At 71.4% G+C, this 14,102-nt stretch carries 15 protein-coding genes; 11 read left to right on the top strand and 4 right to left on the bottom strand.

Annotated features, from left to right (window positions below):
* Window positions 1–105 precede the first annotated feature (105 nt).
* Together ACZ470_RS28510 and ACZ470_RS28515 are read left to right on the top strand one after the other, a co-directional pair.
* Window positions 106–456: a VOC family protein gene (locus ACZ470_RS28510; protein WP_468431757.1), complete on the top strand. Its 351-nt coding sequence runs from the start codon at window positions 106–108 to the stop codon at window positions 454–456.
* Between the two features lie 72 nt (window positions 457–528).
* The gene (locus ACZ470_RS28515; RefSeq protein ID WP_468431758.1) at window positions 529–918 is read left to right on the top strand and encodes a MarR family winged helix-turn-helix transcriptional regulator; all 390 of its coding nucleotides are present in this window, start codon (window positions 529–531) and stop codon (window positions 916–918) included.
* 19 nt (window positions 919–937) lie between these two features.
* On the opposite strand, the gene ACZ470_RS28520 is transcribed toward ACZ470_RS28515, so the two are convergent.
* Window positions 938–1,342, bottom strand: coding sequence for an SseB family protein (locus ACZ470_RS28520; RefSeq protein ID WP_468431760.1), 405 nt, complete (start codon window positions 1,340–1,342; stop codon window positions 938–940).
* A 198-nt stretch (window positions 1,343–1,540) separates the two neighbouring features.
* Here ACZ470_RS28520 and ACZ470_RS28525 point away from each other — a divergent pair, with 198 nt between their 5' ends.
* Window positions 1,541–2,986: a glyceraldehyde-3-phosphate dehydrogenase gene (locus ACZ470_RS28525; protein WP_468431762.1), complete on the top strand. Its 1,446-nt coding sequence runs from the start codon at window positions 1,541–1,543 to the stop codon at window positions 2,984–2,986.
* Window positions 2,987–3,148: 162 nt separating this feature from the next.
* Window positions 3,149–4,117: a hypothetical protein gene (locus ACZ470_RS28530; protein WP_468431764.1), complete on the top strand. Its 969-nt coding sequence runs from the start codon at window positions 3,149–3,151 to the stop codon at window positions 4,115–4,117.
* Window positions 4,118–4,299: 182 nt separating this feature from the next.
* Here ACZ470_RS28530 and ACZ470_RS28535 read toward each other — a convergent pair whose 3' ends face one another.
* Window positions 4,300–6,099, bottom strand: coding sequence for an FAD-dependent oxidoreductase (locus tag ACZ470_RS28535; RefSeq protein WP_468431766.1), 1,800 nt, complete (start codon window positions 6,097–6,099; stop codon window positions 4,300–4,302).
* Window positions 6,100–6,330: 231 nt separating this feature from the next.
* Here ACZ470_RS28535 and ACZ470_RS28540 point away from each other — a divergent pair, with 231 nt between their 5' ends.
* The 7 genes from ACZ470_RS28540 (at window position 6,331) to ACZ470_RS28570 (ending at window position 11,637) form a co-directional block, all read left to right on the top strand.
* The gene (locus ACZ470_RS28540; RefSeq protein WP_468431767.1) at window positions 6,331–7,458 is read left to right on the top strand and encodes a SchA/CurD-like domain-containing protein; all 1,128 of its coding nucleotides are present in this window, start codon (window positions 6,331–6,333) and stop codon (window positions 7,456–7,458) included.
* Between the two features lie 69 nt (window positions 7,459–7,527).
* On the top strand, window positions 7,528–7,995 hold the full coding sequence (locus tag ACZ470_RS28545; RefSeq protein WP_468431769.1) for a cupin domain-containing protein: 468 nt from the start codon (window positions 7,528–7,530) through the stop codon (window positions 7,993–7,995).
* On the top strand, window positions 7,992–9,260 hold the full coding sequence (locus tag ACZ470_RS28550) for a beta-ketoacyl-[acyl-carrier-protein] synthase family protein (RefSeq protein ID WP_468431771.1): 1,269 nt from the start codon (window positions 7,992–7,994) through the stop codon (window positions 9,258–9,260). The genes ACZ470_RS28545 and ACZ470_RS28550 overlap by 4 nt, the downstream gene beginning before the upstream one ends.
* Window positions 9,257–10,501 carry a ketosynthase chain-length factor gene (locus ACZ470_RS28555; protein WP_468431772.1) on the top strand — a complete coding sequence of 415 codons (1,245 nt, stop codon included), beginning with the start codon at window positions 9,257–9,259 and terminating at the stop codon, window positions 10,499–10,501. Before ACZ470_RS28550 ends, ACZ470_RS28555 begins: the two co-directional genes overlap by 4 nt.
* A 27-nt stretch (window positions 10,502–10,528) precedes the next feature.
* Window positions 10,529–10,789, top strand: coding sequence for an acyl carrier protein (locus ACZ470_RS28560; RefSeq protein ID WP_468431774.1), 261 nt, complete (start codon window positions 10,529–10,531; stop codon window positions 10,787–10,789).
* 2 nt (window positions 10,790–10,791) lie between these two features.
* Window positions 10,792–11,274 (top strand): SRPBCC family protein, encoded by a 483-nt coding sequence (locus ACZ470_RS28565; protein ID WP_468431776.1) that lies wholly within the window; start codon window positions 10,792–10,794, stop codon window positions 11,272–11,274.
* 27 nt (window positions 11,275–11,301) lie between these two features.
* Window positions 11,302–11,637: a TcmI family type II polyketide cyclase gene (locus ACZ470_RS28570; protein WP_468431778.1), complete on the top strand. Its 336-nt coding sequence runs from the start codon at window positions 11,302–11,304 to the stop codon at window positions 11,635–11,637.
* Window positions 11,638–11,719: 82 nt separating this feature from the next.
* On the opposite strand, the gene ACZ470_RS28575 is transcribed toward ACZ470_RS28570, so the two are convergent.
* On the bottom strand, window positions 11,720–12,748 hold the full coding sequence (locus ACZ470_RS28575) for a methyltransferase (protein WP_468431780.1): 1,029 nt from the start codon (window positions 12,746–12,748) through the stop codon (window positions 11,720–11,722).
* Between the two features lie 59 nt (window positions 12,749–12,807).
* Complete coding sequence (locus tag ACZ470_RS28580) at window positions 12,808–13,869, bottom strand: right-handed parallel beta-helix repeat-containing protein (RefSeq protein WP_468431782.1); 1,062 nt, start codon at window positions 13,867–13,869, stop codon at window positions 12,808–12,810.
* Window positions 13,870–14,102: the final 233 nt, after the last annotated feature.

The raw sequence follows: 14,102 nt of genomic DNA on the forward strand, positions 1-14,102 counted from the left end.
CGGGGCAGGCGGTCAGGATCGAAGAAGCCGCGCACGGCTCCCCCGGCCTAGCGTGAAGGGACCGGCGCACCCCGGCGCCGGGCCCGCTTCCTGGAGGAGTACGTCATGGCCCAGGGCCTGAAGACCATCGTCTACCCCGTGAAGGACCTCGCTCCGGCGAAGGCGCTGTTCCGCACCCTGCTCGGGACGGAGCCGTACGCGGACGAGTCGTACTACGTCGGTTTCCGGACCGACACGCACGAGATCGGCCTCGACCCGCACGGCCACGCCAAGGGCATGACCGGGCCGGTCCCCTACTGGGTCGTGACCGACATCCGGCGGACGCTCGCCGAGCTGGTGGAGGCGGGGGCGAAGCCGGTGCAGGAGGTGCAGGACGTCGGCGGCGGCACGCTGATCGCCTCCGTGCAGGACCCCGACGGCAACCTCGTCGGCCTGTTCCAGGACGCGCCCGCCTGACCCGCCCGGCCCGGTCCGCCGGGCCGTCGATGCGCGTTCATTGAATGTCGAACAAGTGTTACCGTTTCGGGTATGGCAGCCAAGACGGCCGACACCCGGCTCGAGGAACGGTGGCGTGACATCCTCGCGGTGCACGCGCGCACCCTGGGCGAGATCGACCGCGCGCTGCACCCCTACGGCCTGGGCGCCTCGGACTTCGAGGTGCTGGACCTGCTCGCGACGGCGACCCCCCAGGAGGGCGAGCAGTGCCGGGTGCAGAACCTGGTGGGCCGGGTCCACCTCAGTCAGAGCGCGCTGTCCCGTCTGATCGCCCGGCTGGAGAAGGACGGCCTCATCGAGCGCAGCATGTGCCTGGAGGACCGGCGCGGCGTGTATGTGCGGCTCACCCACAAGGGGCGCGAGCTGCACGCCGAGGTCCTCCCGTTGCAGCGCGCCGCCCTGGCCCGCACGCTGGGCGAGTAGCGCGCGGGCCCGTGACCGGTCACGGGCGGGCCAGCAGCGTGCGGACTCCCTCCGAGGTGAGCGTGAGGCGGTGCTCGGAGCTGCCGTCGATGGTGAGTGACAGGTCCTCGGCCGGCCACTGCGCGGCGAGCGCGCCGAGCGGGACCAGACGGTAGCGGGAGACGAACGGCAGCAGCCCGGCCATCTCCAGCTCGGACGTGAACACGGGCACCACCTGGGTGCCGCCCGGCTGCTCCAGCACCGGCAGGGCCACCGCGCCCGGATCGGCGGCCTCCTCGTCGCCCGCGTCGTCCGGCACCGGGATCAGTACGTCGCTGTTCGCGAGGGCGTCCAGCGCCGCCGTGTCCTCGGTGTTCTCGGACAGGGCGTCCAGGGCCCGCTGCGCGGGCGTGGGGGCGTTGTTCTCGTGCGCTGGTGTTTCCATGACAGGTTCCCTGGTAGCGGCGGTCGTACGGCCTGCCCGGGACAAGATCCGGCCCGGGCGCAGTGCTGCACGCGTACCCGTTCGCATGTCGCGCAACCCTGCGAGTTCCGGCGTGTTCGTGGCCGTGGGGCACCCCCTCCGGGCGGCCCGATCAGCATGGCTATCATATGAGCACCCTCTAGCTCGAAAGATGATCCTGTGACTGTCAACGAAGACTCGTTCACCAGTTGGAAGCACCGCGAGGAGATCGCGGAGTCGATGATCCCGATCATCGGGAAGCTGCACCGGGAGCGGGACGTGACCGTCCTGCTGCACAGCCGCTCCTTGGTGAACAAGTCGGTGGTCAGCATTCTCAAGACCCACCGCTTCGCCCGGCAGATCGCCGGCGAGGAGCTCTCGGTCACCGAGACGCTGCCCTTCCTCCAGGCGCTCACCGCCCTCGACCTCGGCCCGTCCCAGATCGACATCGGCCTGCTCGCCGAGGCCCACCGCACCGACGACCGGGGGCTCTCGGTGGCCGAGTTCACCGCCGAGGCCGTCGCCGGAGCGACCGGCGCCAACAAGATCGACCGGCGTGAGCCGCGCGACGTCGTCCTCTACGGCTTCGGCCGCATCGGCCGTCTCCTCGCCCGGCTGCTCATCGAGAAGTCGGGATCCGGCAACGGCCTGCGGCTGCGCGCCATCGTGGTCCGCAGGGGCGGCGAGCAGGACATCGTCAAGCGGGCCTCGCTGCTGCGCCGCGACTCCGTGCACGGACAGTTCCAGGGCACCATCACCGTCGACGAGGCGAACAGCACGATCGTCGCCAACGGCAACACCATCAAGGTGATCTACGCGGGCGACCCGACGGAGATCGACTACACGGCGTACGGCATCAGGAACGCCATCCTGATCGACAACACCGGCAAGTGGCGCGACCGCGAGGGGCTTTCGCAGCACCTGCGTCCCGGCATCGACAAGGTGGTGCTGACCGCGCCCGGCAAGGGCGACGTGCCCAACATCGTGCACGGCGTCAACCACGACACCCTCAAGCCGGACGAGCAGATCCTGTCCTGCGCGTCCTGCACCACCAACGCGATCGTCCCGCCGCTGAAGGCGATGGCGGACGAGTACGGTGTGCTGCGCGGCCACGTGGAGACGGTGCACTCGTTCACCAACGACCAGAACCTGCTGGACAATTACCACAAGTCGGAGCGCCGTGGCCGTTCGGCGCCGCTGAACATGGTGATCACCGAGACGGGTGCCGCGTCGGCCGTCGCCAAGGCGCTGCCCGACCTGGACGCGACCATCACCGGCAGCTCGATCCGCGTGCCCGTGCCGGACGTCTCCATCGCCATCCTCAACCTCCAGCTGGGCCGCGCGACCACGCGTCAGGAGGTCCTCGACCACCTGCGGAACGTGTCGCTGACCTCTCCGCTGAAGCGCCAGATCGACTTCATCAGCGCGCCCGACGCGGTCTCCAGCGACTTCATCGGCTCCCGGCACGCCTCGATCGTCGACGCCGGCGCGCTGAAGGTCGAGGGCGACAACGCGATCCTCTACCTCTGGTACGACAACGAGTTCGGCTACTCCTGCCAGGTCGTCCGGGTCGTCCAGTACGTCTCCGGGGTGGAGTACCCGACGTACCCGGCCCCGGCGGTCTGACCCCGGCGTCCGGTCCGCAAGCGGAACGCGCGGACGACGGGCGGGGCCGACGAGTTGTCGGCCCCGCCCCGGTCTGCCCGGCTGACCGGCGGTAAGGGCCAGATCGATAACGATCGCCCCCGCCCGGGCCACCGGGGCACCCGGAGTTCCTAGTCTTCCGCCATGGCCCTCTTCAGCAGTCGCTCCAGCCGACGTCCCCGCCTCGTGCCCGCCCTCGACGACGACGAACTGTCGCGCGTACTGGGGCGGTTGAGCAAGCGGAACGGCGGCGGCAAGGCCGGGGACGTGACCCTCGTCTCCGCCTTGCTGGAGGAGACCGGGGACGACTGGGACCGGCGCGGCCACCGGATGTCCGTACTGGCCGAGTCGACGGCCGATTCCGGCATCGCGGCGGCGTGGCTGGGCCGGGAGCCGCAGAGCGCGGACGCGCTGGTGTTCCACTCCTGGGCCGGACTGGCGCGCGGTCTGCGCGACGGCCGCGTCGAGGACGCCGCGCAGGTGGTCTCCCAGTGCCACCGGGCCGCCGAACGAAGACCGGAGGATCCCCTGCCGTGGGTGGTCCTGCTCGGGGTGGCGCGGATCGAGCGCTACGGCCACAACGACGTCAACGCCATCTGGCGGGAGGCCACCGGGCGCGACCGGTGGCACCGTGAGGCGTATCTCCAGATGCTCGCTTATCTGTCGCCGGAGGGGGGCGGGTCCAGCGCGTCCGTCCTCGACTTCGTCGACGTCGTACGCACCCGCATCCCGGCGAACGCGCCGTGTGCCGCCGTCGAACTGACCGCGGCCGTACGGCAGTACCAGGGGCTGCTGGCGCAGGGCGGGGTACGGGCCATGACGGCCGGTCAGTTGTGGGAGGGCGGCCAGATCGCGGCGGCGCTGGAGCAGGCCGCCGCGCTGTGGGCGAAGCCGGGCTTCTTCCAGCACGCGGCGGCACTGGCCGACCTGAACGTACTGGCGTACGCGCTGTGCGCGGCCGGCCGCGCCGCCGACGCGCACCCCGTGTTCCAGGCGCTCCAGGGCGTGGTCACGCCCTGGCCGTGGGATGTCGACGGCCCCGCGGTCCAACGCTTCGAACAACACCTGTCCAAGTCGGAACGGGGCCGCCAGGGGGGCATCGGGGGCCCCTGAGCCTCCCAAGCCTCCCGCCGCCGCGCCGCACGCCCACCCAGCTGCGGGCTTGTGGGGGCTGATGCGGCTCGTCCGTCGCGCCTGCTGGGGTGCCGCTGCGCCCACCCTCCCCCATCGCCCTGGGGGTACCTCCCAGGTCCTTAAGGCACTGGGGGAGGCACGACTGCCCGCAGCCGGGTCGGCTAGTCGCGGGACAGGATCGCTCCGATCGCCTCGCGCAGGGTCTTCGCCGGGTCCGCGGACGGACCCTCGTGGCGCCAGGCCACGAACCCGTCGGGACGGACCAGGATCGCACCGGACGGCGTGATGCCATGGGCGTCGGTCCACTCCGGGCCCGGTCCGGGGACCGGCTCCAGATCCGCCTGCGGGCCGGTGCCGACGCGGTACGAGTCCAGGGGGACGGACAGCGCCGCCGCCGCCTCGGTCGCGGCCGTGTGCCAGGCACTCGTGTCGGAGCTGAGCAGGACCAGGGAGCGCTCGTACAGGTCGAGGGTGGAGATCTTCGTGCCGGCCCGTTCCAGCCACACGTGCGGGGCCCGGCTGCCGGGTTCGCCGTTCAGCACGACCCCGTCGGGGACGACCGGCGTCGCCGGGTCGGCGCCCAGGACCGCGCCGTGCGGATAGCGGTAGCAGAGCGCCACGTTGAGGATGCCGCCCGCCTTCATCCCGGGACCGCCGGGACCGCCGGGACCGCCAGGACCGCCAGGTCCACCCGGACCGCCGGGCCCACCGGGACCGCCGGGCCCACCCGGACCGCCAGGAGGACCGCCGAGGCCGGGCCCACCGGGGCCACCGGGCCCGGGGGCCCCGAGCGCGGGGGCGCCGGGAGCCGGGGTGTACCCGGGGTGGCTGTGCTCGCTGGAGCGGGACGAGGCACGGGCGCTGGTCGCCTCCGCGACGGGCCGCCGTTCCGCGTCGTAGGACTCCAGCAGCCCGGGCGCGGCCCAGCCGTCGAGCACGGCGGCCAGCTTCCAGGCGAGGTTGTGGGCGTCCTGGATACCGGTGTTGGAGCCGAAGGCCCCGGTGGGGGACATCTCGTGGGCCGAGTCGCCGGCCAGGAACACCCGGCCGTCGGCGTACCGTTCGGCGACCCGCTCGGCCGCGTGCCAGGCGGCCCGGCCGGTGATGGTCACGTCGAGGTCGGGAACGCCGACGGCGCGCCGGATGTGGGCGACGCACCGCTCGTCGGTGAACTCCTCCAGGGTCTCGCCGTGTTCGGGGTGCCAGGGCGCGTGGAACACCCAGTGCTGCTTGTTGTCGACCGGCAGCAGGGCGCCGTCGGCGTCCGGGTTGGTCAGGTAGCAGACGATGAACTTCCGGTCGCCGACGATGCCGGCGAGATCGCGGGAGGAGAACGTGAGGCTCACGTTGTGGAACAGGTCGCCGGGACCGTTGTGCCCGATGCCCAGCGATTCGCGGACGGGGCTGCGCGGGCCGTCGGCGGCGACGAGGTAGTCCGCCCGGATCGTGGTGTGCTCGCCGGTCTCGCGGCTCTTGACCAGCGCCGTCACACCCGAGGCGTCCTGCTCGAAGGACATCATCTCCGTACCGAAGCGCAGGTCGCCGCCGAGCTCGCGGGCACCTTCGAGGAGTACCGGTTCCAGGTCGTTCTGGCTGCACAGGCACCACCCGCTGGGGCTGAAGCGGGCGAGCCCGCCGCCGGGGTCGATCTCCTGGAGCAGCCACTCGCCGTCGTCGTCCACCAGGCTCGACGTCTGAAGGATGCCGTGGTTCTCGGCCAGCACGGACGCGGCCTCACCGATGCGCCGCTCGAGCCCCGCCGTGCGGAACAGCTCCATGGTGCGGACGTTGTTCCCCCGCCCGCGCGGGTGGATCGACGTACCCGCGTGGCGTTCGACGAGCGTGTGGGGCACGCCGAGGCGCCCCAGGAACAGGGACATCGACAGGCCCACCAGGGAGCCGCCGACGATGAGGACCGGCGTGCGGTGAACCGCCTTGCCGACGGTATCCGATTCAATCATTGAACGCCTCCAGCGTCGCCCTCGACGGGCTGAGGAAAGGGACGCACGTTTCATGCCCGGTGCGGACCCGTTCGCGTCGAGGCGGCACCCGGATGGCGCGCGGTTCACCCACCTGCCCCGTGTCGCTCGCGCGCACTGGAAGGTCGCGTCAACCATGAACTCATCGCGACCCGGGCCCTTCGGACACCGCGGTCGTTCCTGATCTTCCGAGGAAGAGGAGAGGTGCGCCGGATGACCATGTCGGCACGCGTATCGCAGTCGGCGTTCGACGGCTCGAGGCTGCGGGTGATCCTGCTCCTCGACCTGTACGAGGGGGCCCAGGAACAGTTCCTCGACGCGTACGAGCACATGCGCAGCAAGGTCGCGTCCGTCCCCGGCCACATCAGTGACCAGCTGTGCCAGTCGATCGAGAACCCCTCACAGTGGCTGATCACCAGCGAGTGGGAGAGCGCCCTGCCGTTCCTCAACTGGGTGAACAGCGAGGAGCACATCGAGATCGTCCGGCCGATGCACAGCTGCGTCAAGGACACCCGGTCGATGCGCTACAGCATCCTCCGGGAGACCCGCCCGGAACGGTCCACCACGTCCGGGGCCGCGAAGACGGGACTCCAGACGGAGGCCCGCGTGGGCGCCGGGCTGACCCGCCACGCCATCACCTTCACCGTCAAGCCGGGCAGCGAGTCCAAGGTCGTGGACATCCTGGCCAACTACGAGGCGCCCGAGACGCGCATCAACGGCACCACGCGACTGCACCGCACCTCCCTCTTCATGCACGGCAACCGCGTCGTGCGGGCCGTGGAGGTGGAGGGCGACCTCCTCGCCACTCTGTGCCACGTGGCCAGTCAGCCGCAGGTACAGGCCGTGGAAGAGGCCATCAACCCCTACCTGGAACAGGACCGGGACCTGAGCGACTCCGACTCCGCCCGGGTGTTCTTCACCCGGGCGGCGCTCCCCGCCATGCAGCACGTGATGGCCGGCCGGCCGCAACCCGACCAGCTGCGACGGCACATGCTGTACTACCCGGCCGTGGCGGGCCGGGGCCTGGAGCTGGCCCGGTTCCTCGCCCGCCAGGACGAGGCCGCGGCGAACGACCCGGAGGACGGCCTGGTGTACGCGAGCACCGTCTTCCAGCGCGACGACATCGTCACCCGCATGATCGACGTCACGGGCGAACTCGATCGCGACCCGCTCTCCGCCCTCGGCATCAAGGGCCCGGGCAAGCCGGCCGAGCTGGAGCGGCTCCTGGACGGCGCCGCGATCGGGGTCGAGGGCTCCCTGGACTCCGAGCGCACCCTGCACCGGCTCCTGGCACACGCCGACATGCTGCCCGTCACCGACCGCAGCTCCGCGGATTCCTGACGGTCCACCGCGGTGACGTCCGCGGCCGTGCCCGCCCGGACGTCACCGGCACACCCGGAGGTATCAACCATGTCCAAACAGCATCCACGCATCGTGGACCTGAACGAGACGGAACCCAACCGACGGCGCGGGGGTGACCTCAGGACCCTGCTCACCCCGGCCACCGTGGGTTCCACCAGCGGCTTCATGGGCCTGGCGATCATCAAGCCCGGCGAGCGCATCGGCGAGCACTACCACCCGTACTCCGAGGAGTTCGTGTACGTCGTCAGCGGCGCGCTCGAAGTGGACCTGGACGGGGAGCCGTTCGCGCTCCGCGCCGACCAGGGACTGATGATCCCCGTCGACATGCGGCACCGCTTCCGCAACGTCGGCGACCAGGAGGCCCGGATGGTGTTCCACCTGGGCCCGCTCGCTCCGCACCCGAGCCTCGGCCACGTCGACACGGAGGAGACCGAAGGCGCCGACGCAGGACCGCAGTTGACGGTCGGCGGGCCTGACACCGGCCGTGCCGCCCAGCCCAGCGAGGCCATAAAATGACCCGCCGAGTGGCCGTCACCGGTATAGGTGTGGTCGCTCCCGGCGGCATCGGAGCGACGGCGTTCTGGGATCTTCTCGCAGCCGGCCGCACCGCGACCCGCGGCATCACCCTGTTCGACCCGGTGGGCCTGCGCTCCCGCATAGCCGCCGAGTGCGACTTCGACCCGTTCGAGCACGGCCTGGACGCCGAGTTGTGCCAACGCGCGGACCGGTACGTCCAGTTCGCCGTGGTCGCGGCCGCCGAGGCGGTCCGTGACGCGGGACTCGACACCGCCGCCGGGGACCCCTGGCGCACCGCGGTCTCCCTGGGCAGCGCGGTCGGCGGCACGACCCGTCTGGAACACGACTACGTACTGGTCAGCGAGCGCGGCAAGCGCTGGGACGTGGACCACGAGAAGGCCGAGCCGCAACTGCACACGGCGTTCCAGCCGAGCACCCTGGCCTCGGTCGTGGCCGAGCGGTTCGACGCCCGGGGCCCCGTGCAGACCGTCTCCACCGGCTGCACCTCCGGCCTCGACGCGGTGGGTTACGCCTTCCACACCGTCGCGGAGGGCCGGGCCGACGTCTGCATAGCGGGAGCGTCGGACTCGCCGATCTCTCCGATCACGATGGCCTGCTTCGACGCCATCAAGGCGACATCGCCCAACAACGACGACCCGGAGCACGCCTCCCGGCCGTTCGACGCCCACCGCGACGGCTTCGTGATGGGTGAGGGGGCGGCCGTGCTCGTCCTCGAGGAGTACGAGCACGCACGGGCCCGCGGGGCGGAGATCCTCTGCGAGATCAGCGGCTACGCCACGTACGGCAACGCCTACCACATGACCGGCCTGACCAGTGAGGGACTGGAGATGGCCCGGGCGATCGACACCACGCTCGACCAGGCCCGTATCGACCCCACGCTGATCGACTACGTCAACGCGCACGGTTCCGGCACCCGCCAGAACGACCGGCACGAGACGGCCGCCGTGAAGCGGTCCCTGGGCGCCCACGCCCACGAGACGCCCATGAGCTCCATCAAGTCGATGGTGGGGCATTCCCTGGGCGCGATCGGCGCGATCGAGGTGGTGGCCTGCGTTCTCGCGCTGAAGCACCAGGTCGTGCCCCCGACGGCGAACTACGAGACCCCCGACCCCGAGTGCGACCTCGACTACGTGCCGCGCACCGCCCGCCCGCGGAAGCTGAACCATGTGCTCTCCGTCGGCAGCGGGTTCGGCGGCTTCCAGTCCGCGGTGCTGCTGACCGGGCCGGGCGGGAGGACACGATGAGCAATCGGCGCCCCCGGCGCGCGGCCGTCACCGGCATCGGTGTCATCGCGCCCAACGGAATGCGGACCGACGCCTACTGGAAGTCCGTGAGCGAGGGCCTCTCCGTACTGGATTCGATCGGCCGCGAGGGCTGCGGGCATCTGCCGCTCCGGGTGGCGGGCGAGGTCCGGGCCTTCGACCCGGCGGCCCTCATCGAGGACCGGTTCCTGGTGCAGACCGACCGGTTCAGCCACTTCGCCATGGCCGCGGCCGCCCTCGCCCTCGACGACGCCGGGCTCGGCGGGGAACCCGCGGAGCCGTTCTCCATCGGCGTGGTCACCGCCGCCGGATCCGGAGGCGGCGAGTTCGGCCAGCGCGAGCTCCAGAAACTGTGGGGACGGGGCTCCAAGTTCGTCGGCCCGTACCAGTCGATCGCCTGGTTCTACGCCGCGAGCACCGGCCAGATATCCATCCGCGGCGGCCTCAAGGGGCCCTGCGGGGTGGTGGCGAGCGACGAGGCAGGCGGTCTCGACTCCCTCGCGCACGCTGCCCGGGCCGTGCACCGCGGCACCGACGTCATGGTCGTGGGAGCCGCGGAGGCGCCCCTCGCCCCGTACTCGATGGTCTGCCAGCTCGGCTACCCCGAGCTCAGCACCCTCGACGACCCCGACCGCGCCTACCGCCCGTTCACCGAGAAGGCCTGCGGCTTCGTGCCCGCCGAGGGCGGTGCGCTGCTCGTCGTCGAGGACGAGTCCCGCGCCCGTGAGCGCGGGGTGCCGGTACGGGCCACCGTGGCCGGCCACGCCGCCACGTTCACCGGGGCCTCCCGCTGGGCGGAGTCCCGTGAGGGCCTGGCCCGCGCGATCCGCGGCGCCCTCGACGAGGCGGGCTGCGCCCCCGAGGAGATCGACGTGGTGTTCGCGGACGCCCTGGGCGTGCCCGAGGCGGACCGCGCCGAGGCGCTGGCGATCGCCGACGCCCTGGGCGCGCACGGCACCCGCGTCCCGGTCACGGCGCCCAAGACGGGCATCGGCCGCGCCTACTGCGCGGCGCCCGTGCTGGACACGGTGGCCGCGGTGCTCGCCATGGAACACGGCTCGGTGCCCCCGACGCCCAACGTGTTCGACATCTGCCACGACCTCGACCTGGTGATGTCGCGCGCTCGCCCCGCCGAGCTGCGCACCGCCCTCGTCCTCAGCAGGGGACTGATGGGCTCCAACGCGGCGCTGGTCGTGCGTCGCGGTGACGATTCCGCCCGGTAGGAACGGGCGGGGAAGGAGCAGTCACCCATGATCACCACCGAAGTGACCTTCGACGAACTGGCCGCGCTGATGAAGCAGGCGGCCGGCATCACCGTCGACCCGCAGGAGCTGAAGGACTCCGCGGAGTCCCCCTTCGACGTCTTCGGCCTCGACTCGCTCGGCCTGCTCGGCATCGTCGGCGAGCTGGAGAACCGGTACGGCGCCTCGCTTCCCCCCGACTCGGAGCGCTGCCGGACGCCCCGGGAGTTCCTGAACCTCGTCAACAGCACCCTCACGGCTGGAGCCTGAAAGTGGCAGGACACACCGAGAACAGCATCACCATCGACGCTCCCTTCGACCTCGTGTGGGAGATGACCAACGACCTGGAGAACTGGCCGCGGCTGTTCAGCGAGTACGCGTCCGTGGAGGTCCTCTCCCGGGAGGGCGCCACGACGACGTTCCGGCTGACCATGCACCCGGACGAGAACGGGAAGGTGTGGAGCTGGGTGTCGGAGCGCACCCCGGACCGGGAGAAGCGGACCGTCCGCGCCCGCCGCGTCGAGACGGGCCCGTTCGACCACATGGACATCCTGTGGGAGTACGCGGAGCTGCCGGGCGGGGTGCAGATGCGCTGGACGCAGGACTTCGCGATGAAGCCCGACGCCCCGGTCGACGACGACTGGATGACGGACAACATCAACCGCAACTCCCGTACGCAGATGGCCCTCATCCGGGACCGGATCGAGCAGGTCGCCCGCGACAGCGAGAGCGCGTCCGTCGCGTCCTCGCGCTGAGCACCGGTCCAGGAAAGGACGCCCCCCATGCACCACGCCCTCATCGTCGCCCGGATGAAGCCCGGTTCGGCGCCGGACATCGCCGACGTGTTCGCCGACTCCGACCGGGGGGAACTCCCCCACCTCGTCGGCGTCAGCCGGCGCAGCCTCTTCCAGTTCGGGGACGACGTGTACCTGCACCTCATCGAGGCCGAGCGGGATCCGGCGCCCGCCATCGCGAAGGTGGCCGGGCACCCCGAGTTCCGCAGCATCAGCGAGCGGCTGGAGGCGTACGTCAGCCCGTACGACCCGGCCACGTGGCGCAGCCCCAAGGACGCCATGGCACGGTGCTTCTACCGCTGGGAGCGCGGCGCCGGTTCCTGAGCGAGCGCGCGCCGAAACCCCGAGGCCGCCGTCCCGCGTGTCAGTCGCGGAGCCGGCGGCCTCGGGGTTTCGGCGCCTTCGGTCAGCCGGGGACGGTGCACTCGAAGGCGTGGAGATAGGCGTTGACAGGGCTGATGTCGCCGATGGCCAGGCCCGCGCCGGTCAGCCGGTCGACCATGCTCTGCCGGGTGTGCTTGGCCCCGCCGACGTTGAGGAGCAACAGCAGGTCCATGGCGGTGGTGAACCGCATCGACGGGGTGTCGTCGACGAGGTTCTCGATGACGACGACCCGGGCTCCGGGCGGTGCCGCCGCGCGGACGTTGGCGAGCGCCCGGCGGGTGCTGTCGTCGTCCCACTCCAGGACGTTCTTGATGATGTACACGTCCGCCCGGACGGGGACCTCCTCGCGGCAGTCCCGGGCGATCACCTCGACGCGGCCGGCGAGCGAGCCGCCCTCGCGCAGCCGCGGGTCGGCGTTCTCGACGACGCCCGGCAGATCGAGCAGGGTGCCGTGGAGGTGCGGGTGCTTCTCCAGGAGGCTCGCCAGGACGTGGCCCTGGCCGCCTCCGATGTCCGCGACGGAGGAGGCGTCGTCCAGGTCGAGCAGCCGGGCCACGTCCCGCGCGGACTGCTCGCTGGACGTGGTCATGGCCCGGTTGAACACATGGGCGGACTCGGGGGCGGACTCGTTGAGATGGGTGAAGAACTCCTCGCCGTACACGTCCTCGAAGACGTTGCGGCCGGAGCGCACCGCCTCGTCGAGCTGCGGCCAGACGTTCCAGGTCCACGGCTCGGTGCACCACAGGGCGATGTAGCGCAGGCTGTGCGGGTCGTCCTCGCGCAGCAGCCGGGACATCTCGGTGTGTTCGAAGGTTCCGTCGGGGTTCTCGGCGAAGACGCCCTGGCAGGACAGGGCGCGCAGCAGGCGGCGCAGGGTGTGCGGCTGGGTCTTCACCGCCGCCGCCAGGTCGTCCACGGTCATGGGGGCGTCGTCGAGCGCGTCCGCCACGCCGAGGCGGACGGCCGCGCGTACGGCGGCGGCGCACGCCGCGCCGAAAACGAGCTCCCGGAGCCGCATGGGCGGCGGGGGAGCCGGATCAACGGTGGTCATCCGTTGCCTCGCTTCTGCTGGTGTGCAGGGGTGGGGAGGAGGAGCGGTGGTGGGGTGGCTCAGCACATGCCGGCGGGCTCGGAGAGCGTGCAGGTGTTGCGGCTGAACGTGTTGTTCTTCGCGGTGTCCCGGTCGGCCAGGTCGGCCGGGCTGTTGCCGGTGACCAGGTTGTCGCGGATGTCGTTGCGCTCGCTGGGGGTGCCGACGAGGCTCTTGAAGAGCACGATGCCGCCGGACAGCGGGGAGGTGCCCTTGTTGTCCTCGACCCGGTTCCAGGCGACCTTGGTCTCCTCGACGCCGGTGAGGACGATGCCGGAGCCCTGGAGGAAGGGCAGCCGGGGCGTCTTGGGGCAGTACTTGTTGTTGTCGTGGATGTAGTTGCGGGTCACGGTGAGGTGACCGGCGCGCGGCTTGGTCTCGTCGCCGACCAGGAAGACGGCGGCGCAGTTGCCGGTGGCCTCGTTGCCGTCGACGGTCAGGTTCCGCAGCCGGCGCACGGTGACGCCGACGCGGTTGTCGGCGGACCGGTTGTGGCGGATCACGGTCCTCTCCGCGTCCCGGGCGCCTTCCTCGGTGTCGACGGTGTTGGCGACGAACAGTCCGGCGTCGCCGTTCTTCCGGACGAGGTTGTGGGTGAGCACGCTGCCCACGGAGCGTTCCTCGGCGATGCCCCACTGGCCGTTCTGCTCCGAGACCAGGTACTGGGCCTTCAGCCGGTCGGTGCCGGTGGCCCAGAGCCCGTTCTCGGCGTAGCCCCGCAGCGTCAGCGAGCGTACGGTGACGTCCTTGACGGGGCTCTTGTCGGTGCCGGTCACACAGATGCCGTTGCCCGCGGCGGCGCAGGCGTTCTTGCCCGGTTTCGCGGCGGGCACCAGGACGGTGCGTCCGGCGCCCTGGCCGCGCAGGGTCAGGTCCGACACCTTGATGTCGACGCTCTGGCGGTAGGTGCCGGCCGCGAGGAGGACGGTGTCCCCCGGCTTGGCGGCGTCGACGGCCTTCTGGATGGACTGGCCGGGCTGCACGCGGTGAACGGTGGGCTGGTGGGTCGACGGGGCGGCACCCACCCCGGCGGCCACGACGGCGCTGGTGCAGGCGAGGAACGCGATCTGTCGTCTGTTCATGTGCCGAAGCTATGAGCGGGTGTTGTGCCCCGCCACCGGTGATCACCCAGGTGGGCCGGGACTCCCGCTCCCCCGGGTGATCACCCGGTCGGACGTCCTTCGTGCGCGACGGGGCCGAACACGTCGGCGGGGGGGGGGGGGGGGGGGGGGGGGGGGGGTGCGTCCCCTTCTCCCCTCGCCCGACGACGAGACCAGAGGCGCCCCGTGCTTGGCTATGCTGTATGGGGTGGTTA

It is taken from the genome of Streptomyces sp. NPDC031111 (assembly GCF_055570675.1).